Genomic DNA, 23,391 nt, shown 5'->3' with positions numbered 1-23,391 from the left:
GGCTAGCCGTCGACCGGGTTCAACGGCGTCGCCAGGATGCGCTGGTAGAACGCCACGTCGAGCCAGCGGCCGAACTTGAAGCCGGCCTGCTGCACGGTGCCTGCATGCGTGAAGCCCAGGCGCTCGTGCAGCGCGATGCTGCCGGCGTTCGACGCATCGATGGCGCCGACCATCACGTGCACCTCGCGTGCGATCGCCTCGGCCACGATCGCCTCCATCAGCGTGCGGCCCAGGCCCTCGCCGCGGTGTGCGGCATCGACGTACACCGAGTGCTCGACCGTGTACTTGTAGGCTGGAAAGGCGCGGAACGTGCCGTAGCTTGCGAAGCCCAGCAGCTTGCCGTTGTCGTCCACCGCGCCGATCACGGGAAAGCCGCCGGCGCGCTTGGCGGCGAACCACGTCACCATGTTCTCGGGCGTGCGCGGCTTGTAGTCGTACAGCGCGGTGGAGTTGACGATGGCCTCGTTCAGGATCGCCAGGATGGCGCCTGAATGGGCTTCTTCGGTGCAGGCGATGAGACGCATGGTGTTTCTCTGTCGTTCAATATAAGAGAATAATAATCTCATATGGGAAACACTTCACCTTCCACCCCCTCGCCGGCGCCGGCCGATGGCCACATCGACGCGCTCATCGCCACCCGGCTGCTGGCGCTGCGCCAGGCGCAGGGGCTCAGCCTCGCCGACCTGGCCGGGTTGTCGGGCGTGAGCAAGGCGATGATCTCCAAGGTCGAGCGCGCGCAGAGCAGCCCCACCGCTGTGCTGCTGGGCAAGCTGGCCGCCGGCCTCGGTGTCTCGCTGGCGCAGCTTCTCACCGAGGACAAGGCCCAGCCGCAACGGCTGCGCAAACGGGCCGCGCAGGAGGTCTGGCGCGACCCCGAAGCCGGCTATGTGCGCCGCCAGGTCGCCGAGCGCGGCGCGGGCAGCGGCGTGGAGCTGGTCGAGGTCGAACTGCCGCGCGCCGCGCAGGTCGGCTACCCGCGATGGAGCGGCACGCCGTACCGGCAGAGCCTGTGGATGCTCGAAGGCGCGCTGCAGGTCGACTACGGCGACGAGCGCTTCGAACTCGCCCCGGGCGACTGCCTCGACTTCGGCGTCGACCGGCCGCTGGTCTTCAAGGCGCTGGGGCCCACCGCCTGCCGCTACCTGCTGGTCGCCGTTCCCGATTGATTGATTGAACGATTGCCTGACCGATGCGGTAGGCAAGCTCCCACACGCAGAGACGACTCAGGCCGGTCCGGGCCACGGGGAGCGTCGGGATACTGCAAGGCATCTCAGCTACCGGAGCCGCACGATGTCCTTTGCGCTTTACATGATCGGCTTTCTGATCTTCCTGGCCGGGGTCGCCTGGGGCGCCTCGGTGGCCGGCGTGCCCACGCTCTACATCGGCATCGGCGCGCTGATCCTGCTGGGCATCGGCGTCTTCAGCGCCGTGGCCCGCACGCGCAGCAAAGACCCGTCCTGAACGAGCCTGTTCGCTTCACAGCTCAGTTCACACAGGCTTCACGCCCGGCGCACATGGCGTCGCTAACTTCGCAGGCGCACCACACCCCGTGGTGCGCTTTGCAAGTCAGCCTCCCATGCACGCCTCTTCTTCCTGTCTCTTTTCTCCCCACGCACCGTCCTCGTCGGTCGCGCCCTGCCCCGCACCGGCCTTCGTGAGCGACCCGGGTACGGCCTGCACCCAGGTCGACCTGCTCGTCATTGGCGCGAGCTTTGCCGGGCTGGCCTGCGCCCGCGCCGCCGCCAAGGCCGGCCTGCGCGTGATGGTGCTCGAGAAGAAGGCCGCCGCCGGCGCCAAGCTGCACACCACCGGGATCATCGTCAAGGACGCGGTCGACAGCGTGCCGTGGCTGGCCGACGTGCCGCCCGCGCTGGTGCGCCGCATCGAGGGCGTGCGGCTGTACGCGCCCGACATGCACCACGTCGACCTGCACGCGCCCGGCTACTGGTTCTGGGCCACCGACGCGCCCGCGCTGCTCGACTGGATGGTGGAGTCCACCCGGGCCTGCGGCGTCGAGGTGCGCCTGGGCACGCTGTTCGAGCAGGCGCTGTGGGCGAATGGCCGCTGGGAGGTGCCGGTGGCGCAGGGCCCGTGCATCCGCGCGACCTACCTCGTGGGCGCCGACGGTCCGCATTCGCGCGTCGCCAAGGCGCTGGGCCTGTCGCGCAACACGCGCTTTCTCTACGGCGTGGAGCACGAGTACCAGGGCGCGCGCATGGCGCCCGACTTGCTGCATTGCTTCATCGACCGCCGGCTCGCGCCGGGCTACATCGGCTGGGCGCTCGACGGCGTCGGCGTGAGCCAGATCGGCCTGGCGCGCCGCATGGGCCGCCACGACACGGGCGCGCTGCGCCTCGATCCGCTCTTGCGCAAGATCGCCGCCGTGGTGTCGCCCGGCGAGGCGCCGCCGGTCGCCGTGCGCGCCGGGATGATCCCCTGCGGCGGCGTGCTGCCGGTGGTGGCCCGCGAACGGGCGCTGCTGGTGGGCGATGCGGCGGGCATGGTGTCGCCGGTGACGGCCGGCGGCATCCACACGGCGCTGCAGCACGGCGAGCGCGCCGGCGAGGCCGTGGCGCGCTTCGTGCGCGGCGAGGCGGACGACCCCGCGACGTGGTTCGTGCGCGGCTACCCGCGCTTTCTGATGAAGCGCACGCTGCGCTGGGCCTTCGACCACTTCCAGAGCGACTGGATGTTCAACCGCCTGCTCGGCACGGCGCCGATGCGGCGTGCGGCGGAGTTGGTGTACTTCCACCGCAAGGGCAGCGGGCCCGTGGCCCGCTAGCCCCCTCTCAACCGCCGCGCTGGCGCATCGCTTCGTAGAGGCACACGCCGCTGGCCACCGACACGTTCAGGCTCTCGACCGCGCCGGCCATCGGGATGCTCACCAGCTCGTCGCAGGTCTTGCGCGTGAGCTGGCGCATGCCCTCGCCCTCGGCGCCCAGCACCAGCGCCAGCGGACGCTTGAAGTCGCTCTGGTAGATCGTGCCCGGCGCGTCGTCGCTGGTGCCCACGCACCAGATGCTGCGTTCCTTGAGCTCGTTGAGCGTGCGCGCGAGGTTGGTCACCATGAAGTACGGCACGGTCTCGGCCGCGCCGCTCGCCACCTTGGCGACGGTGGCGTTGATGCCGGCCGCATGGTCCTTGGGCGCGATCACCGCATGGGCGCCGGCGCCGTCGGCCACGCGCAGGCAGGCGCCGAGGTTGTGCGGATCGGTCACGCCATCGAGCACCAGCAGCAACGGCACGGTGCCGGCCTCTTCGAGGCCTTCGAGCAGCTCGTCGAGCGAGCGGACCTGGGCCACGGGCTCGACCCGCGCGACCACGCCCTGGTGGCCGTGGCTGCCGCTGAGCTTGGACAGCCGCAGGCCGTCGGCTTCGACCAGCCGCACACCGGCTTCTTGCGCACGCGCAATGAACTGTTTCATGCGCGCATCGCGCCGGCTGGCGTCGAACATCACTTCGAGCACCGATTTCGGCGCGGTCTTGATGCGCACGCCCACGGCATGGAAGCCGAAGATCACTTTGGGGGAAGACATCCCCTCATTATCGAGGGCGCGGCGCCCTCGCCCTCAGGCCAGCGGCAAGCCGCTGTTCGCGCGGGTGCGTTCGTCGTGCAGTTCCTGCACCACCAGGGCGTTCATGTGCACCTTCAGCGTGTTGCCCACGCTGCCCAGGTACTGGCAGGCGGCATACCCTTCGGCGGCCTTTTCGTAACGTGCCACCCAGGCGTCGCGCGCGGGCAGCCGGTCGGGCGACACGGGCCAGACGCCCGGGCGCGGGCGCAGGTGTTCGCCGATGCCCACGCGCCAGGGCTTGGCGCTCAGGCGGGCGCGAAAGCAGTTCTGGTTGCGGCACATGCGCGCGTAGACCTTGTCGGCGCCCAGCGTCTGGAACACGTCGGTCACGGCGGCGTCGGACGGCGAGAAGACATCGTGCATGGCCAGCACGCGCAGCCCGGCCGGCGTGCGGTACAGCCGCAGGTGCCAGTCGGGATGCTGGTGAATGAAGCGCTCGACACGCGCCCGTGCGCCCTCCAGCGGATCGCTCTTGTCCTCGGTGAGGCGTAGCCCCTCGTAGCGGGCGCGCCAGAAGCCGAAGGCCGCCACCAGAATGAACGCGACCACTCCGGCCATCGCCGAACGCGTGCCGTAACCCGCAACCAGCGCCCCAATGAACGCCATGCCGATCACCGTCAATCCGCGCGTACTGTCGCGCAAATCCTGGACCTCGAAGTCGACGTCGACGAACAGCACGTCGGGCGTGTTGAGGCAGCGCGCGCCGTAGCCGTTGCGGGTGACGACGCTGTCGCCCTGGCGTTCGACGATCTCCTCGCGGATCGGCACGCCGTTGGCGCCGTTGTAGGCCAGCTTGCGTTCGCGGCGCTCCAGCTTTTCGCCGTCGACCACGATGCGGTCATAGGCCTCGCGCGTGCGCTGGTCGGCATGGGCCTGCGCGGCCAGCGGGCTGTCGTCGGACCAGCCGAAGCGGCGCACCGTGACCTGCCGGCCGGCCACCCGCTCCTGGATGCGGCCTTCGGCCCAGAACTGGGGAACGATCACGGCCTCAGGCGCCCTTGAAATACGACCACGCCGCCGCCGCGATCAGCAGCACGACGATCACCGGCAGCCACTTGAAGCCGCCGCCCGTCACGCGGCCCGGCTCGGCCATCGGGTTCACCGCCGGGCTCGACGGCAGGTGGCCGAAGTCGCCGGCGGCCGGGTTCTGGTGCGCCTCGACCAGCTGCTTGGCCTCGGCCAGGCCCAGGCCGGTGGCCTCGCGCGTGAGGCGCACGGCCTCGACCTTCTGGCCCCGCGCCAGGGCCGCGAGCGCGGCGGCCGGCACCGCGGCGGGGCCGTTGCCTTGCATGCCGCTGCCAGTCTCGGCCCCAGCCTCGCCCCGGCCCCAGTCGCCTTCCTGCCAGTCCGCAGGCGCGCCTGCGGCGACCGCGCCGCTGTTGGCATAGCGCTCGACGGCCTCCTTGGACGACTTGAGGTCCATGCCAGTGCGGTCGCGCACGATCTTGATGGCCTCGATCAGGTTGCCGCGCTCGAGCGCTGCGATGGCTTCGGGGGGAAGCTGGGTCATGAACTCTCCTCTGTGTTCGGGGAGCGCCGCGGGAGCCGGGCGCCATCTGTTTTCTTGCGGGCTCAGGCCGCCTGCGCGACCGTCGATACGGGTGTTGTCTCGTTGAGCGCCACGCGCCCGGCCTCGATGGTGATGCGCCGCTCGCACTGCGAGGCGATGCTGCGGTCGTGCGTGACCAGCACCAGCGTGGTTCCCAGCTCGCGGTTCAGGTCGAACATGAGCTTCATGACCTGCTCGCCGGTGGCGAAGTCGAGGCTGCCGGTGGGCTCGTCGGCCAGCAGCAGGGCCGGCTGCACCACGAAGGCCCGCGCCAGCGCCACGCGCTGCTGCTCGCCGCCCGACAGTACCTTGGGGTAGTGGCCCAGGCGCTGGCCCAGCCCGACGCGGCCCAGCATCTCGGTGGCGGCCTTGCGCGCGTCCTTGCGGTTGGCCAGCTCCAGCGGCAGCATGACGTTCTCGAGCGCGCTCAGGTTGCCCAAGAGCTGGAAGCTCTGGAACACGAAGCCCACGCGCTGGGCGCGCAGCGCGGCGCGCTCGTCCTCGTCGATGGCGAAGATGTCGTCGCCCGCCAGCTTCACGGTGCCGCGCGTGGGCGTGTCCAGCCCGGCAATGATCGACAGCAAGGTGCTCTTGCCGGAGCCCGAGGCGCCGACGATGGCGGCGGTTTCCCGCGCGCCCAGGGTGAAATGGATGTCCTGCAGAATGTCCAGCGTGCCGGCCGAGTCGGTGACGGACTTGAAGACATGCTCGACGGCGACAATGGCATCAGACGGGGGTTGGGACATGAAAGGCTTTTCGTTTTGAATCGACGTGACTTTATCTTGACCACCGCCGCGCTCGGCAGCGCGGGGGCATGGACGGCTGCGGCGGCCCAGGCTCCGGCCGGCAAGCAGGTGATCCTGGTGCTCGGTGATTCGCTGAGCGCAGAGTACGGCCTCAAGCGCGGCGAAGGCTGGGTACCCTTGCTGGAAAAAAGGCTTGCGCAGCAGAAGATCGCGGCCTCGGTGGTCAACGCCAGCATCAGCGGCGACACCAGCTCCGGCGGGCGCGCCCGCTTCCCCGCCCTGCTGGCGCAGCACAAGCCCAGCCACGTGGTGCTGGAGCTGGGCGCCAACGATGCCCTGCGCGGCCTGCCGCTGTCCAACACCGAAGACAACCTGCTGCAGATCACCAAGGCTGCGCAGGCCGCGGGCGCGCGGGTGCTGATCGTCGGCATCCAGGTGCCCCCGAACTACGGCGGCGACTACACGCGGCGCTTCGAGGCCGTGTTCGCGAAGGTGGCGGGCGCGACCAAGTCGGCGCTGGTGCCGTTCCTGCTCAAGGGCGTGGCCGATGCGCCCGACGCCATGACGCTGTTCCAGTCCGACCGCATCCACCCGACCGCCGCGGCGCAGCCGCAGATCCTGGACAACGTCTGGCCGGAGCTGCGCAAGCTGCTGCCCAAGTAGCCTCGCCTCCTTGCGCGCGCCCCAAAGAAAAAGCCGCCGCAGGCCTGCGCCTGCAGCGGCTTTTCTGTTTTCAGGGGTGCCAGGAACGAGGGGTCATCCGTTCTTGGTCGGCAACTCGGGCGCCGTGGGGGGATCGCGTTCGAGCGATGCCACGTCGGTCTCCGGGTCTCCGGGGGCCAGCCCGTCGCTGCTCGGATTGAGCTTGCGGTTCGCCTTCTCCCGGAGCTTTTCTTCCTTCTTTTTCTTCTTGGCCAGCTCTTTCTGGCGCTTCTCGTAGCCGTAATTGGGTGTTGCCACTGCTTCTCCTTCAGGCGAGGCAGTCAGGGTGACTGCGCTTCAGCCTACTGTAAGCGATAACGGTGCAGTCTCAAGACGCGGCGCCGGCGGCCGTTTCGAACTCGAACACACCTTGCAAACCCAGGTAACGCTGGTGCATGAACCAGCCCATGGCCCCCGCGCCGGCCACCAGGGCCAGGACCGACGCGGCCACCATCCATCCGATGTGTTCGCCCATCGGCCAGAGAACGATCACGGCCAGCACCGGCAACAGCCCGGCGAGCGATGACAGCCACATCCAGCGCCTCGGGGCGGGCATGGGCGCCCAGGTTTGCGGGTCGATGCCGGCATCGATGAACACCTCGGCGTCGAAGCGCAGGCGTGGCCTCGGCTGGGTGGCCAGGTGCAGCAACAGCGCACGCAGCAGCACGGCCCGGTTGCGAAAGCGAAGGACACGGCCGGTGTCGACGGTCAGCGCCAGGGGCAGCCGGATCTCCGTGGGTTCGCCACCCCGCGCCACCTGCTGGAACACCAGCCGCTTGACGATGGCTTGGCTCGATACGAACTCGGTCTTCACGTCATGGAAACCCACGTGCGCACGGCACACCTCGCGCCAGTGCACCGCCTGCGGCGATGCCGGATCGCCCCAGCACATGCCGTCCGCGTCGATCCGCAGCATCCCCTCGCCCACGCGCGGAAACTGGCGCAGCAAATACCAGATGCCGCCGCCCAGCACCCCGAAGAGCAACAGTCCGAGCAGCAGGAGGATCGCTTCGTTGCCGCGCGCGTTGGACCAGTCCTCCTCGAGCATCACGGCAGCGACGAGCCCTGCCGCGATCAACGCGAAAAACGCCACGAAGCCACCGATGAAGAGCCGCGTACCGCGCAGGTCGGGCACGCCTTCCAGCGGGCCGGACTGCGCGAGCGCCTCCAGCACCTGCGCGGGCACGCCCAGCACCCGCGACGCGACGGCCCGTGACGCGGGCGCCGCCGCATCGCGCGCAGCCGGCGGCGCGACGCGCTGGCTCTTGCGGTGTTTCCTGCCCACTGCGCGCAACAGCGCCTACATCTGCAGCAGCGCCTGCTGCAGGTCGGCACGCAGGTCGTCCACATCCTCCAGGCCGACCGAGAAACGCACCAGCGTGCCCTTGTAGGGCCAGCGGGCCACGCTGGCGTCGCGCATCAGGCCGATGTCGTAGGGCACGACGAGGCTGATCGGGCCTCCCCACGAATAGCCGAGGCGGAAGAGCTTCAGGCTGTCGCAGAAGCGATCGACCTGCTCGGTGCTGAAGCGCTCGTCGAACACCACCGAGAACAGGCCCGCGGCCAGGTCGGTGGCACCGCACAGCGCGCGCCAGTTGGCGTGGCCCGGCGAATCCTCGAGCGCGGGGTGCAGCACCTGCGCAATCTCTTCGCAGCCGTTGAGCCAGCCGGCCAGCTCGCGCGCGGCGCGGTCATGTGCGCCATAGCGCAGCGCCATGCTCGGCAGCGAACGCAGCAGCGTTTCGACGTCGCCCACGCCGATGCCGAAACCCGTGCGCATGTGGGTGAGCTTGAGCGCGCGGTGCAAGCGCTCGTCGCGCGTAACGACGCTGCCCATGAGCACGTCGCCACCGCCGCTCGGGTACTTGGTGAGCGCGTGCACCGACACGTCTACGCCTTGCCCCGTGCCGTTGAAATCGAAAGGCGCGAAGGCCAGGCCGGCGCCCCAGGTGTTGTCCAGCGCCGTCATCACGCCGCGCTCGCGGCAGATTTCGGCCAACGCCGGCAGGTTGGGGAATTCCATCGTCACCGAGCCGGCCGCTTCGAGCCACACCAGCCGCGTGCGGTGCGAGAGTTTGGCTTCGAGGTCGGACGGATTCATCGCGTCGTACAGGCGGTGCGTGATGCCGAAGTTGGCGAGCTCGCCCGTGGCCAGCGCCTTGGTGGGGCCGTAGGCGTTGTCGGGAATCAGCACTTCATCGCCGGTCTTGAGGAACGCGAAGGAGACCAGCGAGATCGCGGCCAGCCCGCTCGGCACGAGCAGGCATTCGGTGCCGCCTTCGAGCGTCGCCAGGCGCTCCTCGAGCGTGAAGGTGGTGGGCGTGCCGTGCAGGCCGTAGGTGTAGCCGGCCTTGGTCTTCCAGTCGCGCGCGCGCATGGCGGCGACGTCGGCGAAGAACACGGTCGAGGCCTTGAACACGCCGGGCTGCGGCGCAGCGAAGGTGGCCGGCGGCGTGTAGGGATGGTGGATCAGGGTCGTGGAAGGCTTGCTCATGTGCCGATGCTAGCGCCCCGCGAGGAACCCTCGACGGCCGTGACATTCTCCGTTCGATGTCGACGGCCTTGGCCGGATCGCACGCGCATTGCGGATAGAGTTGCCCCTCCGAAAATAAAGGGAGGATTTTCTCGATGCGTCATCTGCTCATCACCATCACGGCCGCTGCGGCCCTGTCCGCCTGCGGCGGCATGAAGAACCTGGATTCGAACGCGCTCGCGGGCGCCGGCGGCAGCGCCTTCAAGGCTATGTCGCTCACCGACGGCGACGTGCAGGCCCTGGCCAACCAGTCCTGCGCCGAGCTCGACAAGAGCTCCAAGGTCGCGGGCCCCGCCGATGCCTACAGCAAGCGCCTGGAGCGCGTGCGCCAGGGCCTGCCCACCACCATCGGTGGCCAGCCTGCCAGCTACAAGGTCTACCTCACGAAGGACGTGAACGCCTGGGCCATGGGCAACGGCTGCATCCGCGTCTACAGCGGCCTCATGGACCTCATGAACGACGACGAGCTGCGCGGCATCATCGGCCACGAGATCGGCCACGTCGCCCTGGGCCACAGCAAGAAGGCCATGCAGACCGCCTACGCCGTGTCGGCCGCGCGCGGCCTGGCCGGCGCCACCGGCAATGCGGCGATCACGCAGCTGTCGTCCTCGCAGATCGGCGACTTCGCCGAGAAGCTGGTCAACGCGCAGTTCTCGCAATCGCAGGAAACCGACTCGGACAACTACGCCTTCGACCTGCTGACCACGCAGAAGCTCAAGCGCGAAGGCCTCGTCACCGCGTTCCAGAAGCTGGCCAAGCTCGACGGCGGCAAGAGCTCGATGCTCAGCTCGCACCCGGCCTCCGGCGACCGCGCGGCCAACATCCAGAAGCGCCTCGCAACGAGCAAGTAAGCAGCCTGGGCCGAGGCGGTTCCTCGGCGCACAATGCGCCGATGCTCACCCGCCCGCCCTTGCCGGGGCCCGTCGCGCCATGCAGCTGACGCGGCCCCCGTCCCCTCATCTGCGGCCCTTCCTGCGGCTGCTGTGGGCCTCGGCGCCCGAGGGCACACCCGACACACGCACCGGCGCCCGCGAGCACGTGCTGCCCACGGGCGGCATGCACCTGGTGTTCCGGCTTTCGGGGCCGCCGCTGCGACTCTTCGACGACACACGCGACCTGCGCGGCCACACGGTCGGCCATGCCATCGTCGGCGGCGCGCGCGCCGCTTTCTACCTGCGCGATGTGTCGGTGGCGACACGCTCGGTCGGCGCGCAATTGCACCCCGGTGCGGCCCGGCTGCTGCTCGGCGCACCTGAAGACGCTCTGAGTGGTCGCCACACGCCGCTCGACGCGCTGTGGGGCGAAGGCCAGACCGCCGACGCGCTCGAACAGCTGCATGCATCGTCCGACGACCCGGCCCGGCAACTGGACGTGTTCGAGGCCCTGCTGACCCGGCGCCTGGCCGCTGCCGCCCTGCCCCGCACCAGCCCGCGCGGCCTGCACCCGGCCGTGGCCGCCTCGCTCGGGCAGATGACGCGCGACACGCCCGCGTCGATCGCCACGCTGGTGGCGCGCAGCGGCTACAGCCACCGGCGCTTCATCGCGCTGTTCCGCACGGCGGTCGGGCTCGCGCCCAAGGAATACGCCCGCGTGATGCGCTTCGACCGCGTGCTGGCGCTGGCCGCCGACGATCCTGCGCGCGCCTGGGCCGACATCGCGCTCGCCGCGGGCTACAGCGACCAAGCGCACCTGAGCCGCGAGTTCTCCGCGCTGGCCGGCCTGTCGCCGCAGGCCTGGCGACAGACAGGTGCGACGTCGCCGCGTCATGTGCCGGCTGTCGGCGCGGCAGGTCAAATTCCTTCAAGACGCTAGCGCCGAGGCTGCGCAGAATCGGCGCCACAGCCCCCGTTTCAACACCCGATTCGAAAAAGAAAGGCAGGTCCCGCCATGGCCATCCACGAACTATTTCCGTACCTCTGCGTCGACAACGCCGCTGCCGCCGTCGACTTCTATTGCCACGTGTTCGAGGTGAAGGAAATCTTTCGGCTGACCGAGCCCAGCGGCCGCATCGGGCACGTCGAACTGGACTTTCACAACGGTGCGATCCTGATGATCTCGGACGAGTTCGCCGAATTCAACATCCGCTCGCCCAAGGCGCTCGGCGGCAGCGCGGTCTCGCTGCACCTGCATGTGGACGATGCCGACGCGCTGGTCGCGCGCGCGGTCGCCGCCGGCGCCACGCTGGACATGGCACCGCAGGATCAGTTCTATGGGGAGCGTTCCGGCGTCTTCCGCGACCCCTTCGGTCACCGGTGGAACGTGGGGCACAGCATCGAGAAGCTGACGCCGGAGGAAATGCAGCGGCGCTACACCGCGATGTTCGACACCCCCGGCGGCGGCAGCTGCAGCAGCAGCTGAGCGCGCCGGCCGGTGGTGCCAGGACCGGTCGTCAGACCGACCACTTCTCGATCAGCTTCTCGGCGCCGAGCGAGTCGTAGCCCTCGAAGGGCTGGTGGATCCACGGGTTGGTGGCCAGGAACTCGACCGAGTAGTCGGGCGTGAAGGTCGACAGTGCCTTGGTCCAGATGACCGCGCTGCGCAGCTCGGTGATCGGCTGGTAGTTGTTGCGCAGCATGTCCATCACGGCGTGCAGCGTGTGGCCCGAATCGGCCAGGTCGTCCACCAGCAGCACCTTGCCGGCGATCTCGCCCTTGGGGGTCGTGATGTAGCGGGCGATGTCGAGATGGCCCTGGATCGTGCCGGCGTCGGCGCGGTAGGAGCTGGTCGACATGATCGCCAGCGGCTTGTCGAAGATGCGCGAGAGCACATCGCCCGGGCGCATGCCGCCGCGCGCCAGGCACAGGATGGTGTCGAACTCCCAGCCCGACTGGTGCACCTTGATCGCGAGCTTCTCGATCAGGTTGTGGTACTCGTCGTAGCTGACGTAGAGATGTTTGCCGTCTTCGGTCAACATGGGTCTTTTCTTCCTCTTCAGTCGGCCAAGTAAGGATGGCGCATCATGATCGTGTGGTCGCGGTCAGGGCTCGTGGACACCATGTGGATCGGCACGCCGGTGACCTGCTCGATGCGCTGCAGGTACAGCCGCGCATTGACCGGCAGCTTGTCGTACTGCGTGACGCCCACGGTGCTTTCGGTCCAGCCCTCGAGGGTTTCGTAGATCGGCGTGCAGCGCTCGATCTCGTCCGCGCCCATCGGCAGGATGTCGGTGGTTTCGCCGTCGAGTTCGTAGCCGGTGCACAGCTCGAGCTTCTCGAGGCCGTCGAGCACGTCCAGCTTGGTGATGCACAGGCCCGACAGGCCGTTGACCTGCGCCGAACGCTTGAGCAGCGCGGCGTCGAACCAGCCGCAACGGCGGCTGCGGCCGGTGGTCACGCCCTTTTCGGCGCCCACGGTGCTCATGTGGTAGCCGGGGGTGCCCGGCGTGGCCCAGTCGAGCTCGGTGGGGAACGGACCGCCGCCCACGCGGGTGCAGTAGGCCTTGGTGATGCCCAGCACGTAGTGCAGCATGCCCGGGCCCACGCCCGAACCGGCGGCGGCGTTGCCGGCCACGCAGTTGCTCGAGGTGACGTACGGGTAGGTGCCGTGGTCGACGTCGAGCAGCGTGCCCTGCGCGCCTTCGAACAGCAGGTTGGCGCCGGCCTTGTGGGCGTCGTTCAGCTCGCGCGACACGTCGGCCATCATGGGCTTGAGCAGCGCAGCGTGGCGCATGGCCTCGTCGAACACGGTGTCGTAGTCGATGGCGGGCGCGCCCAGCACCTGGGTCAGCACGTGGTTGTGCAGCTCGAGCAGCACGCGCAGCTTGGCGGCGAAACGCTCGGGGTGCTTCAGGTCCTGCACGCGCAGCGCGCGGCGGGCGATCTTGTCTTCGTAGGCCGGGCCGATCCCGCGGCCGGTGGTGCCGATCTTCTCGATGCCGCCCTTTTCACGGTAGGCCTCGCGCGCGATGTCCAGCGCAGCGTGGAACGGCAGGATCAGCGGGCAGGCCTCGCTGATGCGCAGGCGCGAACGCACTTCGACGCCGGCTTTCTCCAGGCCTTCGATTTCCTCGAACAGCTTGGCCGCCGACAGCACCACGCCGTTGCCGATGTAGCACTTGACGCCCGGCCGCATGATGCCGCTCGGGATCAGGTGCAGCGCGGTCTTCACGCCGTTGATGACCAGCGTGTGGCCCGCGTTGTGGCCGCCCTGGAAACGGACCACGCCCTGGGCGCTTTCCGTCAGCCAGTCAACCAGCTTGCCCTTGCCTTCGTCGCCCCACTGGGTCCCGACGACGACCACGTTTCTTCCGGTGGTTACGCTCATGCTCGTTCCATTGCTTAAAAATTCAGATCGCTCGGACACTCCATTGGCCGGCCTGCTCGACGAGCTCGCGGTCGCAATGGAATTCATCGATTTCGCTGCCATGTCCGGGCAGCACGCAGACAACCGTTTCACCGGCCTTGCGCAGTTGGGCGATGGCCTCGCGCAGGCCGGCCGCGTCGCTCCAGGGCGCACGGATGGCGGCGCGCAGCGGACGCGCCGGCAGCACGCCGACGAGTTCGCGCACATCGAGGCTGAAGCCGACGGCCGGACGGTTGCGGCCGAACACGGCGCCCACTTCGTCGTAGCGGCCGCCGCGCACCAGGGAGTCGGCCGCGCCCGGCACGTAGATGCCGAAACGCATGCCGCTGTAGTAGGCGTAGCCGCGCAGGTCGGCCAGGTCGAAGCTGATCTGGCGCCCTGCCGTGCCGTTCAGACCGGCGGCCAATTGCTTCAGATCGGCCAGCGCTGCGGCCACGGTGGGCGTGCCCTTCAGGGCCTTGGCGGCCTCGTCGAGCACGGCCACATCGCCGTACAGGCCCACGAGGGCGCGCAGGCCGTCGCGTGACGCAGCCGGGAAATCTTGGGTGAGCGCCTGCAGCTCGCTCGCGTCCTTGGCGGCCAGCGCGGCGTGCACGCGGGCGATCGCGGCGGCATCGACCGGCACGCCGGCGAACAGCGCGCGCACGATGCGGGCGTCGGCCAGGTCGACGATCACGCCGTCGCGCAGGCCGGCGGCGTCGAGGCAGTCGAGCGCCAGCAACAGGGTTTCGGTGTCGGCTTCCAGGCCGGCGTGGCCGTAGATCTCGGCGCCGAACTGCAGCGGCTCGCGGGTGGCGTGCGGGCGGTCGGGCCGGGTGTGGACCACCGGGCCGCAGTAGCACAGGCGCGCCACGCCGTCGCGGTTCAGCAGATGGGCATCGATGCGCGCCACCTGGGGGGTGGTGTCGGCACGCAGGCCCATGCTGCGACCGGAGAGCTGGTCGACGAGCTTGAAGGTTTGGAGGTCGAGCGCCTCGCCGGTGCCCGAAAGCAGCGACTCCAGGTGCTCGAGCAGCGGCGGCATCACCAGCTCGTAGCCATAGCCACGGGCGGTATCGAGCAGCTGGCGTCGAAGTTCTTCGATGTGGCGCGCCTCGGAGGGCAGCACATCGGCAATGTGATCCGGGAGGACCCAGGCGGACATGGGGATCGGGGGCGTGGTTAAACCGGGATTCTACCGGGCCCGAGCTACCCCAGAACCCAGAGCAGTACCAAACCCAGCAGGATGCTGCAAAGACCGAAGAAACGCAGTTGGCCGTCGCGCAGCTGCAGCAGTTGGCTGAAGCCGCGCCGCCACCCGCCCGGCGAGACGAAAGGCAGGATGCCTTCGATCACCAGGACCAGCGCCAACGCGCTCCAGAAGGTGTCGGCGCTCACGGCTCCAGGCAGGACAGCGGAAACGGACGGCCTGTTGTTACTTGCGCGCCGAGCCGGAGCTCTGCATGGCGCGGAAGAAGTCCGAGGACGGGTCGAGCACCATCACGTCGCTCTTCTTGTTGAAGCTCTGCTTGTAGGCCTCGAGGCTGCGATAGAACTGGGCGAACTGCGGATCGCGGCCGAAGGCCTCGCTGTAGGTCGCGGCAGCCTGGGCGTCGCCCTCGCCCTTGATCTTCTGGGCGTCGCGGTAGGCGTTGGCCACGATCACTTCACGCTGGCGGTCCGCGTCGGCGCGGATCTTCTCGCCTTCGGCCGTGCCGGTGGAGCGCAGCTCGTTGGCCACGCGCTTGCGCTCGGCTTCCATGCGGCGGTAGACCGATTCGGTGATGGCTTCCACGTAGTCCACGCGGGTGATGCGCACGTCGACCACGTCGACGCCCCAGGGCTTGGCGCCCTTCACCACGGCCAGCACTTCGCGCTGCACGTCGGCCATGAGGGCTTCGCGGCGCACGGAGATCAGGTCGCGCACGGTGCGCTTGTTGATGTTTTCCTGGAAGGCGTTGCGCACCACGCGGTTCAGCTGCATGGCACCCGCGTTCTCGTCGAGGCCGACGTTGCGGATGTAGGCCTGCGGGTCGGAGATGCGCCAGCGCACGTACCAGTCGATCACCACGCGCTGCTTTTCAGCGGTGAGCATGGGCTCGGTGTCGAGGCTCGAGAGCGTCAGCAGGCGCTTGTCGATGTACGACACGTTCTGGAACGGCGGCGGCAGCTTGAAGTTGAGGCCGGGCTCGGTGATGACCTGCTTGATCTGGCCGAGGGCATAGACCACGCCGAACTGGCGCTGGTCGACCACGAAGAGGGTCGAGCTCAGCAGCACGAGCAGGACGAGGACCGAGGTGGCGATGAAACCGATTCTGTTCATGTTGTTCCGGGCCTTTCTCAGCGCACGTCGCGGTCACGCGAGCGGCCGTCACGGGCGCGCACGTCGGTGGTGGCGGGCGCCACCGGGATCACCGACGACTGGGTCGGTGCGGTGCCGGCCACGCTGGGGCTGGCGGCATCCACGGGCGTGGCTGTGTTGCCGCCGCCTTGCTGCATCAGCTTGTCGAGCGGCAGGTACAGCAGGTTGGAGCCCTGCTTGCTGTCGACCAGCACCTTGGTCGTGCTGGCGTAGATCTGCTGCATGGCGTCGGTGTACATGCGGTCGCGCGTCACCTGCGGCGCCTTCTGGTACTCGGTCAGCACCGAGCTGAAGCGACCGGCGTCACCCTGTGCCTGCGCCACGATGCGGGCCTTGTAGGCCTCGGACTCTTCCTTCAGGCGCGACGAGGTACCGGTGGCCAGCGGCACGACGTTGTTGGCGTAGGCCTCGGCGTCGTTCTTGGCGCGTTCGCGTTCCTGGCCGGCCTTGAGCACGTCGTCGAAGGCGGCCTGCACCTGCTCGGGCGGACGCACGCCGCCCTGCTGCAGGTTGATGCCGACGACTTCGACGCCGACCTTGTAGCGGTCGAGGATGGTCTGCATCAGCGCGCGCACGCGGGGCGCGATCTGGTCGCGCTCTTCGGCGAGCGCCGCGTCCATCTTCATCTTGCCGACCACTTCGCGCACGGAGCTCTCGGCCACCTGCACGATGGTTTCAGCGGGCGACTTGCTCTCGTAGAGCCAGGCACGCGCATCGCTCAGGCGGTACTGCACGGCGAACTTGATTTCGACGATGTTCTCGTCTTCGGTCAGCATGGCCGATTCGCGCAGGCCGGTGGAACGCACGATGGCGTCGCGGCCCACGTCGGTGGAACGGATCTGCGTGGTCACCACCACTTCGTGGCGTTGAATGGGGTACGGCAGGCGCCAGTTGAAGCCGGCGTTCACCGTCGACTTGTAGCGACCGAATTGCGTGACCACGGCCTGCTGGCCTTCGTTCACGATGAAGAAGCCGGTGCCGAGCCAGATCAGGACCGCCACGGCGGCCACGAGGCCGATGCCGAAGCCGGCGTTCTTCATGTCGGGCTTGTAGCCGTTGCCGCCACCGCCGCCGGTGCCATTGGGGCGATTGCCGCCACCCTTGCCGCCGCCGAAGAAACCACCGAGCTTGCGATTGAGGTCGCGCCAGAGTTCGTCGAGGTCGGGTGGGCCCTGATTGGGACCCTGGCCGCGCGGGCGATTGCCGTTGCCGTTGTTGTTCTGGTTGCCGCTCGAAGGCGGCGGGATCGGGGCGCCGGGGGGATCGGCATCGGGCGGCCGGTTGCCGGCCGGGCGGTCGCCGTTGGAGGACGGCTCGTCGCCGCGACCCCATCGGCCATCGTTCAGGTTGAACATGCCCAGAAACCCTCTCCGCGCTGGCTTTGCATTCATTCGCTTCGTTCTCGTGTCAGTGGCGGGATTGTGCCCAATCAAGGGGCCGCATCGTGCAATTCAGCGTCCGCCTCAGGGGTCATCGTATCGGCGACGGAACCCGACTGCCGGGCCAGCTCGGCCCGCAGCAGCGGCAGGCCTTCGCCGGTCTTGGCGCTGAGGAAGATGCGGGGAACCTGCACGCCGTCGATTTCCATCTCGTCCTGCAGATGCAGCGGATGTTGCGCGCTTTCAAGGGCGTCGAGCTTGTTGAACACCAGCAGTTGCGGCACGTCGCCTGCGCCGATGTCCTGCAGCACCGACTGGACCTCGGCCATCTGCTCGGGATAGTGCGGGTTGGAGGCGTCGATCACATGCAGCAGCAGGTCGGCATCGACCGCCTCCTGCAAGGTGGCCTTGAACGCATCGACCAGGCCGTGCGGCAGGTCGCGGATGAAACCCACCGTGTCGGAGATCGACACCTGCCGGCGCGCATCGCCCAGGTATAGGTTACGCGTGGTGGTGTCGAGCGTGGCGAACAGCTGGTCGGCCGCATAGGCGCGCGCCTTGACCATCGCATTGAAGATCGACGATTTGCCCGCGTTGGTGTAGCCGACGAGCGAGATGTTGAAGGTCTCGCGGCGCTCGCGCTGGCGGCGCTGCGTGCTGCGCTGCTTCTGCACTTTGGCCAAGCGCTCGCGCGTGCGCTTGATCGACTCGTTGATCATGCGGCGGTCGAGCTCGATCTGCTTCTCACCCGGGCCGCCGCGCACACCTGCACCGCCGGTCTGGCGCTCCAGGTGGGACCAACGACGGACCAGCCGCGTGCTCAGGTACTGCAGGCGAGCCAGCTCGACCTGCAGCTTGCCTTCGTGCGAGCGGGCACGCTGGGCGAAGATCTCGAGGATGAGGAAGGTGCGGTCATACACCGCGACATCGAGCTGGCGCTCGAGGTTGCGCTGCTGCGCAGGGCTCAGGGACTGGTCGAAGATGACCTCGCTCGCCCGGTGCATCGCAGCGAGCTCCTTGAGCTCTTCAGCCTTGCCGCTGCCGACGAACAGCGCCGCATCGGGCGCCTTGCGCTTGCAGGCCAGGCGGGCGACGGGCGTGAGGCCCGCGGTTTGTGCGAGCAGGCCGAGTTCTTCGAGCTCGCTGTCGAAATGGGGCAGCCCGAAATCGACACCGACGAGAACGGCGGCGCCTTCCTGGCGGGGGATCGAATCAGACAAGCGGAATCAGATATGGAAAAAGCGCGGCGGGGTTGCCGCCGCGCTCCGCGCGATCAGGCGGCGGCGTCGTCGTTCTCGTTGGCCGAGAAGTTGACGGCACGACCCGGCACGATGGTGGAAATGGCGTGCTTGTAGACCATTTGCGTCACTGTATTGCGAAGCAACACGACGTATTGATCGAAGGACTCGATCTGGCCTTGCAGCTTGATGCCGTTCACCAAATAAATGGAAACCGGCACATGCTCGCGACGCAAGGTGTTCAGAAACGGGTCTTGCAGAAGTTGCCCTTTATTGCTCACGATATTCTCCGTGTTCAAGAGTAGTTGTTGGAGAGATGACCTTAACACAGGGTTTCTGCGCCGCAGCAATCGGGGTCAAAAGCCTTGAGAAAATAACGGTTCTCAAAAGACGGAACTTCCGCTCCTGCTGCGGCTCAACGGCTGCCATCGGCAGCCAAGCGCCCTCAGTTGTCCTTGTCCACGAACGGATTCTGCGAGCTTTTGAACTGGATCCGCAAGGGCGTGCCCACCAGGTCGAATTCCTTGCGGAAACGCCCTTCCAGGAAACGCTTGTAGGCGTCGGTCACATGCTCCAGCGAATTGCCGTGGATGATGATCACGGGCGGATTCATGCCGCCCTGGTGCGCATAGCGCAGCTTGGGCCGGAACATGCCGCCGCGCTGGGGTGCCTGGAATTGCACCGCCTCGAGCAGCAGGCGCGTCAGCACCGGCGTCGACATCTTGCGCGTGGCCGACTTGTGGGCCTGCGCAATGGCCTGCCACACCGGGCCCAGGCCCTGGCGCTTGATGGCCGAGATGAAATGCAATGACGCGAACTTGAGGAACGGCAGGCGGGTTTCGATCTGCCGCTGGATCTGCTCGCGCTGGTAGCTGTCGACCGCGTCCCATTTGTTGATGGCGATCACCACGGCCCGTCCGCTTTCGAGGATGTAGCCAGCGATGTGCGCATCCTGGTCGGTCACGCCCTGCGTGGCGTCGAGCAGCAGCAGCACGACGTTGGCCGACTCGATGGCCTGCAGCGTCTTGACCACCGAGAACTTCTCGATCGCCTCGAATACCCGACCCTTGCGGCGCAGGCCGGCGGTGTCGATCAGCTCGAAGCGCTGGCCGTTGCGCTCGAAGGGCACCGAGATCGCGTCGCGCGTCGTGCCGGGCATGTCGAAGGCCACCAGACGCTCTTCGCCCAGCCAGGTATTGATCAGCGTCGACTTGCCGACGTTGGGCCGGCCGGCCACGGCCAGCTTGATCGGCTTGTTGACGTCGTCTTCGTCTTCCTCGTCGTCCGGGTCGGCCAGGTTCAGCGGCGCGAGCGCCAGCTCGACCAGGTCGCGCATGCCCTGCCCGTGCGCTGCGGACACGCCGTGCACGTCGCCGAAACCCAGCTCGTAGAAGTCGACCAGCTTGGTGCCGTCGTGCATGCCTTCGGCCTTGTTGGCCGCCAGCACGCAGGGCTTGCCCAGCCGGCGCAGCTCGTTGGCGATGTCGTGGTCTTGTGCCGAGAGGCCTTCGCGGGCATCGACCACGAAGATCACGACGTCGGCCTCGGCCACGGCCTGCCGCGTCTGCTTGGCCATTTCCTTGTAGATGCCGCTGCCGGCGTCGGGCTCGAAGCCGCCGGTGTCGATCACGATGAACTCGTGCTTGCCCAGGCGGCCGTTGCCGTAGTGGCGGTCGCGCGTGAGGCCTGCGAAGTCGGCGACGATGGCGTCGCGCGTCTGGGTCAGGCGGTTGAAGAGCGTCGACTTGCCGACGTTGGGACGGCCGACCAGGGCCACGACCGGCTTCATGGCCGGCCTTTCGATGGCGCGGTTTTCATGGTCGGGCCTTGGAAGTAAGAGAAAGACAAAAAATGATTATTCAGGACGGTAGCCGAACACGCCACCCTTGGCGGTCACGACGACCACCGTGTTGCCGGCCAGGACCGGCGTCACGGTGATGGCCGAGCCATCGGGCGTGACGCGGTTGAGCAGCGCACCGTCTTCGCGCGACACGAAGTGCAGCGTGCCGGTGCTCTCGCCGATGATCAGCGAGCGGCCCACGGCCAGCGGCGCGGTCAGTTCGCGGTTCTTCAGGCGGCTCATCTGCCAGGCGCGTTCGCCGTCGGCGCGACGCCAGGCGGTAACGCTGCCATCCGATTCGGTGCCATAGAGAAAGCGCTCGTCGCCGCTCACGCCATCGGCGCCCGAAGCCGGCTTGCTCCAGAGAAGCTGGCCGCGCAGCGTGTCGACGCAGCCGACGCTGGCGTAGTAGGCGCGTGCGCAGACCGTGTCGCCGTAGCGGCTCACGCTGCCGGTCAGGTCGACCAGGCGTTCCACGTCGTTGGTGCCGCGCGGCGCAGCGATGGGGGCTTCCCAGCGCGAGCTGCCGTTGCCGGGGTTCATGCCGACGAGTCGGCCACCCAGACCGGCGACCAGCGTGTCGCCCACCGCGATCAGCACGCCCGACTTGCGCAGCACGAGGTTTTCGCCCGGGCGCTGCTGCTGCCATAGGCGACGGCCGCTCTGGCCGTCCCAGGCGCTGACGCTGCGGTCGGCGGTTTGCACGAAGACGCGGCGGCCGGCCACCAGCGGTGCGGTGAAGGCCTGGGCCGACAGGCGCTGCTTCCACAGCACCTTGCCGTTTTCGATGGCGACCACTTCGTTGTTGGTGGTGACCACGGCCGTCAGCGAACCGTCGCTGCCGACGCCGGCCGCCAGCGGCGCGCCGGCGCTGGCGCGCCAGGTTTCGCGACCGGCGCGGGCGTCGATGGCGACGACCGTGCCGTCGCTGCCGGCCACGGTCACGATGTCGCCGCTGACATCGGCGGTGAGCGGGAATTCGACGCCCGGAATCCGCACGTTCCAGGCCTGGCGCACACCCATCAGGGACGGGTTGGCCGGCAGCTCGGCGGGCTTGGGCTTGCCGGAGCCCGAGCAGGCGGCCAGGAGCGCTACCAGAACAAGAGCAGAACCCGCGCGCAGGGCGGTCGATTCAGGCATGAAACGCTTGAAATTCATGAGGGTGTGCGATCAGGAGTTCTTGGGGACGGCGGGCGTCACGGTGACGGTCGGCGCCAGGGTCTTCGGGTCGACACCGACCGCGTTGAGCTTGATCTCGACCAGCCGGCGGTAGTCCGAGCCGGCGCCCAGGCCGGTCCAGGCCTTGCGGTACTCGGCCTGCGCCTCGTCGCGCTTGCCTTGCGCCATGTAGATGTCGCCCTTGCGGTCGGCCACCAGCGGTTCGAATTCGGTCGGCACCTTGCCGTCGAGCTGCTTGAGCGCGTCGTCGTAGGACTTGGCATCGAGCAGTTCGGCCGCGAGACGCAGCTTGGCGATGGCCTGGTAGCCCGGGTCGACGGCGTTCTGCGCGACCCAGCCCAGCGCCGCGCGCGAGCCGTCGGCATTGCCCTTGTCGAACAGCGTCTTGGCGACCAGCAGGCCGGCTTGCTGCGCGTAGGCGGTGCCTGCGAAGCGGTCCTTCATGTCGGTCATCACGCGCTGGATGCGCTCGACGTCGCCCGACTGCGTGCTGCGCTCGACCTCGTCATAAAGGGCCGCGGCCTGGGCAGCCTTGGTGCGCTGGTAGTACTGCCAGCCGTTCCAGGCCACGAAGGCGCCGGCGACGAGCAGCACGGCCCAGGTGATGAGGGTGCCGTAGGTGTTCCAGAAATGCTTGAGCTGGTCGAGCTGTTCCTGTTCTTCGAGGTCGAGATGGGTGGCCATGCGCTGTCAGAGGTTGGGAGCCGGCGATTGTAGGGTGGCGGCCCAGGTGGTCACTTCAGCAAGTGAACGGGCGGACTGCGCGACGCTGGCGTCGCGCAAGGCCTTGAGAGTCACTTCACCGCGTGCAAGTTCATCGGCACCGAAGATCAGGGCCCAGGTGGCGCCGCTGGCGTCCGCCTTGCGCATCTGCGCCTTGAAGCTCGCCAGGCCTTCGGCGGTGCTGGCGTGCATCTGCACGCGCACGCCGGTTTCGCGCAGCTGCTGCAAGGCGCGCAGCACGACGGGCATCGAAGCGGCGTCGGGCACGATGGCATAGACGTCGGGCACCGGTGCCGGCACTTCGGCGCCCTGCTCTTTCAGCAGGTCGAGCACGCGCTCGACGCCGATGGCCCAACCCACGGCGGGCGCCGGCTTGCCGCCGATCTGCGCGATGAGATCGTCGTAGCGGCCGCCGGCGCACACCGTGCCCTGCGCGCCGAGACGGTCGGTCACGAACTCGAACACCGTGAGGTTGTAGTAGTCGAGCCCGCGCACGAGGCGCGGGTTGATCGTGAAGGCGATGTCGTTGGCTTTGAGGATGGCCTGCAGCCCCTCGAAGTGCGCCAGCGATTCGGCACCGAGGAAGTCGATCAGCTTCGGGGCCGACTCGACCACCTCTTTCATCGCCGGATTCTTCGTGTCGAGGATGCGCAGCGGGTTGCTGTGCAGGCGGCGCTTGCCGTCCTCGTCGAGCTTGTCGGCGTGCTGTTCGAAGTGGGCGATGAGCTGGGCGCGGTGCAGCGCGCGCTCGGCCGGCTGGCCCAGGCTGTTGAGTTCCAGGCGCACATCGGTCAGGCCGATGGCCTTCCACAACGCGGTGGCCAGCAGGATCAGTTCGGCGTCGACATCGGGGCCGGCAAAGCCGAGCGCCTCGGCGCCGATCTGGTGGAACTGGCGGAAGCGCCCACGCTGCGGCTTTTCGCGGCGGAACATCGGGCCCGTGTACCAGAGGCGCTTGGGACCTTCGTAGAGCATGTTGTGCTCGATCACGGCACGCACGAGGCCGGCCGTGTTCTCGGGGCGCATCGCCAGGTGCTCCGACTGCCCATGCTTGTCCGAACGGTCTTCGAAGGCGTACATCTCCTTCTCGACGATGTCCGTCACCTCGCCGATGCCGCGCACGAACAGCGCCGTGTGCTCCAGGATCGGGGTGCGGACGTTGCGGTACGCATAGCGCCCCATCAGCTCGCGCACGGTGGCTTCGAGCCACTCCCAGCGCGCCGATTCGGGCGGCAATATGTCGTTCATGCCTTTGACGGCATTCAATTTTTCAGCCATGAGTCT

27 protein-coding genes are annotated in these 23,391 nt (G+C 68.2%); 7 read left to right on the top strand and 20 right to left on the bottom strand.

Going from position 1 to position 23,391, the window contains the following annotated elements:
• Positions 1 to 2: 2 nt before the first annotated feature.
• Positions 3 to 524: a GNAT family N-acetyltransferase gene (locus AC07O4_RS03350; protein ID WP_159271550.1), complete on the bottom strand. Its 522-nt coding sequence runs from the start codon at positions 522 to 524 to the stop codon at positions 3 to 5.
• A 42-nt stretch (positions 525 to 566) separates the two neighbouring features.
• Here AC07O4_RS03350 and AC07O4_RS03345 point away from each other — a divergent pair, with 42 nt between their 5' ends.
• The 3 genes from AC07O4_RS03345 (at position 567) to AC07O4_RS03335 (ending at position 2,782) form a co-directional block, all read left to right on the top strand.
• A complete protein-coding gene (locus AC07O4_RS03345) occupies positions 567 to 1,166 on the top strand; it encodes a helix-turn-helix domain-containing protein (protein ID WP_495259798.1) in 600 nt (199 codons plus the stop codon).
• Between the two features lie 124 nt (positions 1,167 to 1,290).
• Entirely contained in the window at positions 1,291 to 1,461 is a 171-nt protein-coding gene (locus AC07O4_RS03340) for a hypothetical protein (protein ID WP_167395039.1), read from the top strand.
• 115 nt (positions 1,462 to 1,576) lie between these two features.
• A complete protein-coding gene (locus AC07O4_RS03335; protein ID WP_492696909.1) occupies positions 1,577 to 2,782 on the top strand; it encodes an NAD(P)/FAD-dependent oxidoreductase in 1,206 nt (401 codons plus the stop codon).
• A 7-nt stretch (positions 2,783 to 2,789) separates the two neighbouring features.
• Here AC07O4_RS03335 and rlmB read toward each other — a convergent pair whose 3' ends face one another.
• From rlmB to AC07O4_RS03315, 4 genes are all read right to left on the bottom strand, one after another.
• The gene (gene rlmB, locus AC07O4_RS03330) at positions 2,790 to 3,536 is read right to left on the bottom strand and encodes a 23S rRNA (guanosine(2251)-2'-O)-methyltransferase RlmB (RefSeq protein ID WP_070060993.1); all 747 of its coding nucleotides are present in this window, start codon (positions 3,534 to 3,536) and stop codon (positions 2,790 to 2,792) included.
• A gap of 33 nt (positions 3,537 to 3,569) precedes the next feature.
• Positions 3,570 to 4,559 (bottom strand): hypothetical protein, encoded by a 990-nt coding sequence (locus tag AC07O4_RS03325; protein ID WP_495303755.1) that lies wholly within the window; start codon positions 4,557 to 4,559, stop codon positions 3,570 to 3,572.
• Positions 4,560 to 4,563: 4 nt separating this feature from the next.
• A complete protein-coding gene (locus tag AC07O4_RS03320; protein WP_095947227.1) occupies positions 4,564 to 5,085 on the bottom strand; it encodes a ribosomal protein L7/L12 in 522 nt (173 codons plus the stop codon).
• Between the two features lie 62 nt (positions 5,086 to 5,147).
• Positions 5,148 to 5,870 carry an ABC transporter ATP-binding protein gene (locus AC07O4_RS03315; protein WP_390343429.1) on the bottom strand — a complete coding sequence of 241 codons (723 nt, stop codon included), beginning with the start codon at positions 5,868 to 5,870 and terminating at the stop codon, positions 5,148 to 5,150.
• Positions 5,871 to 5,906: 36 nt separating this feature from the next.
• On the opposite strand from AC07O4_RS03315, the gene AC07O4_RS03310 reads away from it, so the two are divergent.
• On the top strand, positions 5,907 to 6,533 hold the full coding sequence (locus AC07O4_RS03310; RefSeq protein WP_495303754.1) for an arylesterase: 627 nt from the start codon (positions 5,907 to 5,909) through the stop codon (positions 6,531 to 6,533).
• Positions 6,534 to 6,626: 93 nt separating this feature from the next.
• Here AC07O4_RS03310 and AC07O4_RS03305 read toward each other — a convergent pair whose 3' ends face one another.
• From AC07O4_RS03305 to AC07O4_RS03295, 3 genes are all read right to left on the bottom strand, one after another.
• A complete protein-coding gene (locus AC07O4_RS03305; RefSeq protein ID WP_062480739.1) occupies positions 6,627 to 6,830 on the bottom strand; it encodes a hypothetical protein in 204 nt (67 codons plus the stop codon).
• A 70-nt stretch (positions 6,831 to 6,900) separates the two neighbouring features.
• A complete protein-coding gene (locus AC07O4_RS03300; RefSeq protein ID WP_495303753.1) occupies positions 6,901 to 7,857 on the bottom strand; it encodes a hypothetical protein in 957 nt (318 codons plus the stop codon).
• Between the two features lie 15 nt (positions 7,858 to 7,872).
• The gene (locus tag AC07O4_RS03295) at positions 7,873 to 9,066 is read right to left on the bottom strand and encodes a PLP-dependent transferase (RefSeq protein WP_492743810.1); all 1,194 of its coding nucleotides are present in this window, start codon (positions 9,064 to 9,066) and stop codon (positions 7,873 to 7,875) included.
• Positions 9,067 to 9,200: 134 nt separating this feature from the next.
• Here AC07O4_RS03295 and AC07O4_RS03290 point away from each other — a divergent pair, with 134 nt between their 5' ends.
• The 3 genes from AC07O4_RS03290 (at position 9,201) to AC07O4_RS03280 (ending at position 11,463) form a co-directional block, all read left to right on the top strand.
• Entirely contained in the window at positions 9,201 to 9,956 is a 756-nt protein-coding gene (locus AC07O4_RS03290) for a M48 family metallopeptidase (protein WP_062480745.1), read from the top strand.
• A 79-nt stretch (positions 9,957 to 10,035) separates the two neighbouring features.
• Positions 10,036 to 10,917, top strand: coding sequence for a helix-turn-helix domain-containing protein (locus tag AC07O4_RS03285; RefSeq protein WP_495303752.1), 882 nt, complete (start codon positions 10,036 to 10,038; stop codon positions 10,915 to 10,917).
• Between the two features lie 75 nt (positions 10,918 to 10,992).
• On the top strand, positions 10,993 to 11,463 hold the full coding sequence (locus tag AC07O4_RS03280) for a VOC family protein (RefSeq protein WP_062480749.1): 471 nt from the start codon (positions 10,993 to 10,995) through the stop codon (positions 11,461 to 11,463).
• Between the two features lie 31 nt (positions 11,464 to 11,494).
• Here AC07O4_RS03280 and AC07O4_RS03275 read toward each other — a convergent pair whose 3' ends face one another.
• From AC07O4_RS03275 to hisS, 12 genes are all read right to left on the bottom strand, one after another.
• Positions 11,495 to 12,019 carry a phosphoribosyltransferase gene (locus tag AC07O4_RS03275; protein WP_062480750.1) on the bottom strand — a complete coding sequence of 175 codons (525 nt, stop codon included), beginning with the start codon at positions 12,017 to 12,019 and terminating at the stop codon, positions 11,495 to 11,497.
• 17 nt (positions 12,020 to 12,036) lie between these two features.
• Positions 12,037 to 13,368, bottom strand: a complete 1,332-nt coding sequence (locus tag AC07O4_RS03270; RefSeq protein ID WP_062480752.1) for an adenylosuccinate synthase — start codon at positions 13,366 to 13,368, stop codon at positions 12,037 to 12,039.
• A 22-nt stretch (positions 13,369 to 13,390) separates the two neighbouring features.
• Positions 13,391 to 14,551 (bottom strand): ATP phosphoribosyltransferase regulatory subunit, encoded by a 1,161-nt coding sequence (locus tag AC07O4_RS03265; protein ID WP_492727334.1) that lies wholly within the window; start codon positions 14,549 to 14,551, stop codon positions 13,391 to 13,393.
• Positions 14,552 to 14,595: 44 nt separating this feature from the next.
• Positions 14,596 to 14,784, bottom strand: coding sequence for a DUF2065 domain-containing protein (locus tag AC07O4_RS03260; RefSeq protein WP_062480756.1), 189 nt, complete (start codon positions 14,782 to 14,784; stop codon positions 14,596 to 14,598).
• Positions 14,785 to 14,821: 37 nt separating this feature from the next.
• Positions 14,822 to 15,709 carry a protease modulator HflC gene (gene hflC, locus AC07O4_RS03255; protein ID WP_062480758.1) on the bottom strand — a complete coding sequence of 296 codons (888 nt, stop codon included), beginning with the start codon at positions 15,707 to 15,709 and terminating at the stop codon, positions 14,822 to 14,824.
• Positions 15,710 to 15,726: 17 nt separating this feature from the next.
• Positions 15,727 to 17,103 (bottom strand): FtsH protease activity modulator HflK, encoded by a 1,377-nt coding sequence (gene hflK, locus AC07O4_RS03250; protein WP_070061003.1) that lies wholly within the window; start codon positions 17,101 to 17,103, stop codon positions 15,727 to 15,729.
• Between the two features lie 74 nt (positions 17,104 to 17,177).
• Entirely contained in the window at positions 17,178 to 18,347 is a 1,170-nt protein-coding gene (hflX, locus tag AC07O4_RS03245) for a GTPase HflX (protein WP_495303751.1), read from the bottom strand.
• Positions 18,348 to 18,400: 53 nt separating this feature from the next.
• Positions 18,401 to 18,646: an RNA chaperone Hfq gene (gene hfq / locus AC07O4_RS03240; protein ID WP_056582504.1), complete on the bottom strand. Its 246-nt coding sequence runs from the start codon at positions 18,644 to 18,646 to the stop codon at positions 18,401 to 18,403.
• Positions 18,647 to 18,810: 164 nt separating this feature from the next.
• The gene (der, locus tag AC07O4_RS03235; protein WP_062480763.1) at positions 18,811 to 20,154 is read right to left on the bottom strand and encodes a ribosome biogenesis GTPase Der; all 1,344 of its coding nucleotides are present in this window, start codon (positions 20,152 to 20,154) and stop codon (positions 18,811 to 18,813) included.
• A gap of 66 nt (positions 20,155 to 20,220) precedes the next feature.
• The gene (gene bamB, locus AC07O4_RS03230) at positions 20,221 to 21,363 is read right to left on the bottom strand and encodes an outer membrane protein assembly factor BamB (RefSeq protein ID WP_062480765.1); all 1,143 of its coding nucleotides are present in this window, start codon (positions 21,361 to 21,363) and stop codon (positions 20,221 to 20,223) included.
• Between the two features lie 12 nt (positions 21,364 to 21,375).
• Positions 21,376 to 22,068 (bottom strand): YfgM family protein, encoded by a 693-nt coding sequence (locus AC07O4_RS03225; protein WP_062480767.1) that lies wholly within the window; start codon positions 22,066 to 22,068, stop codon positions 21,376 to 21,378.
• Positions 22,069 to 22,074: 6 nt separating this feature from the next.
• Entirely contained in the window at positions 22,075 to 23,385 is a 1,311-nt protein-coding gene (hisS, locus tag AC07O4_RS03220; protein WP_495303750.1) for a histidine--tRNA ligase, read from the bottom strand.
• Positions 23,386 to 23,391: the final 6 nt, after the last annotated feature.

The sequence above is a fragment of the Variovorax sp. GW821-FHT09D04 genome, assembly GCF_059416405.1.
Note: the sequence above shows the minus strand (reverse complement) of the source record. Positions and strands in the feature narration are given on the sequence as shown.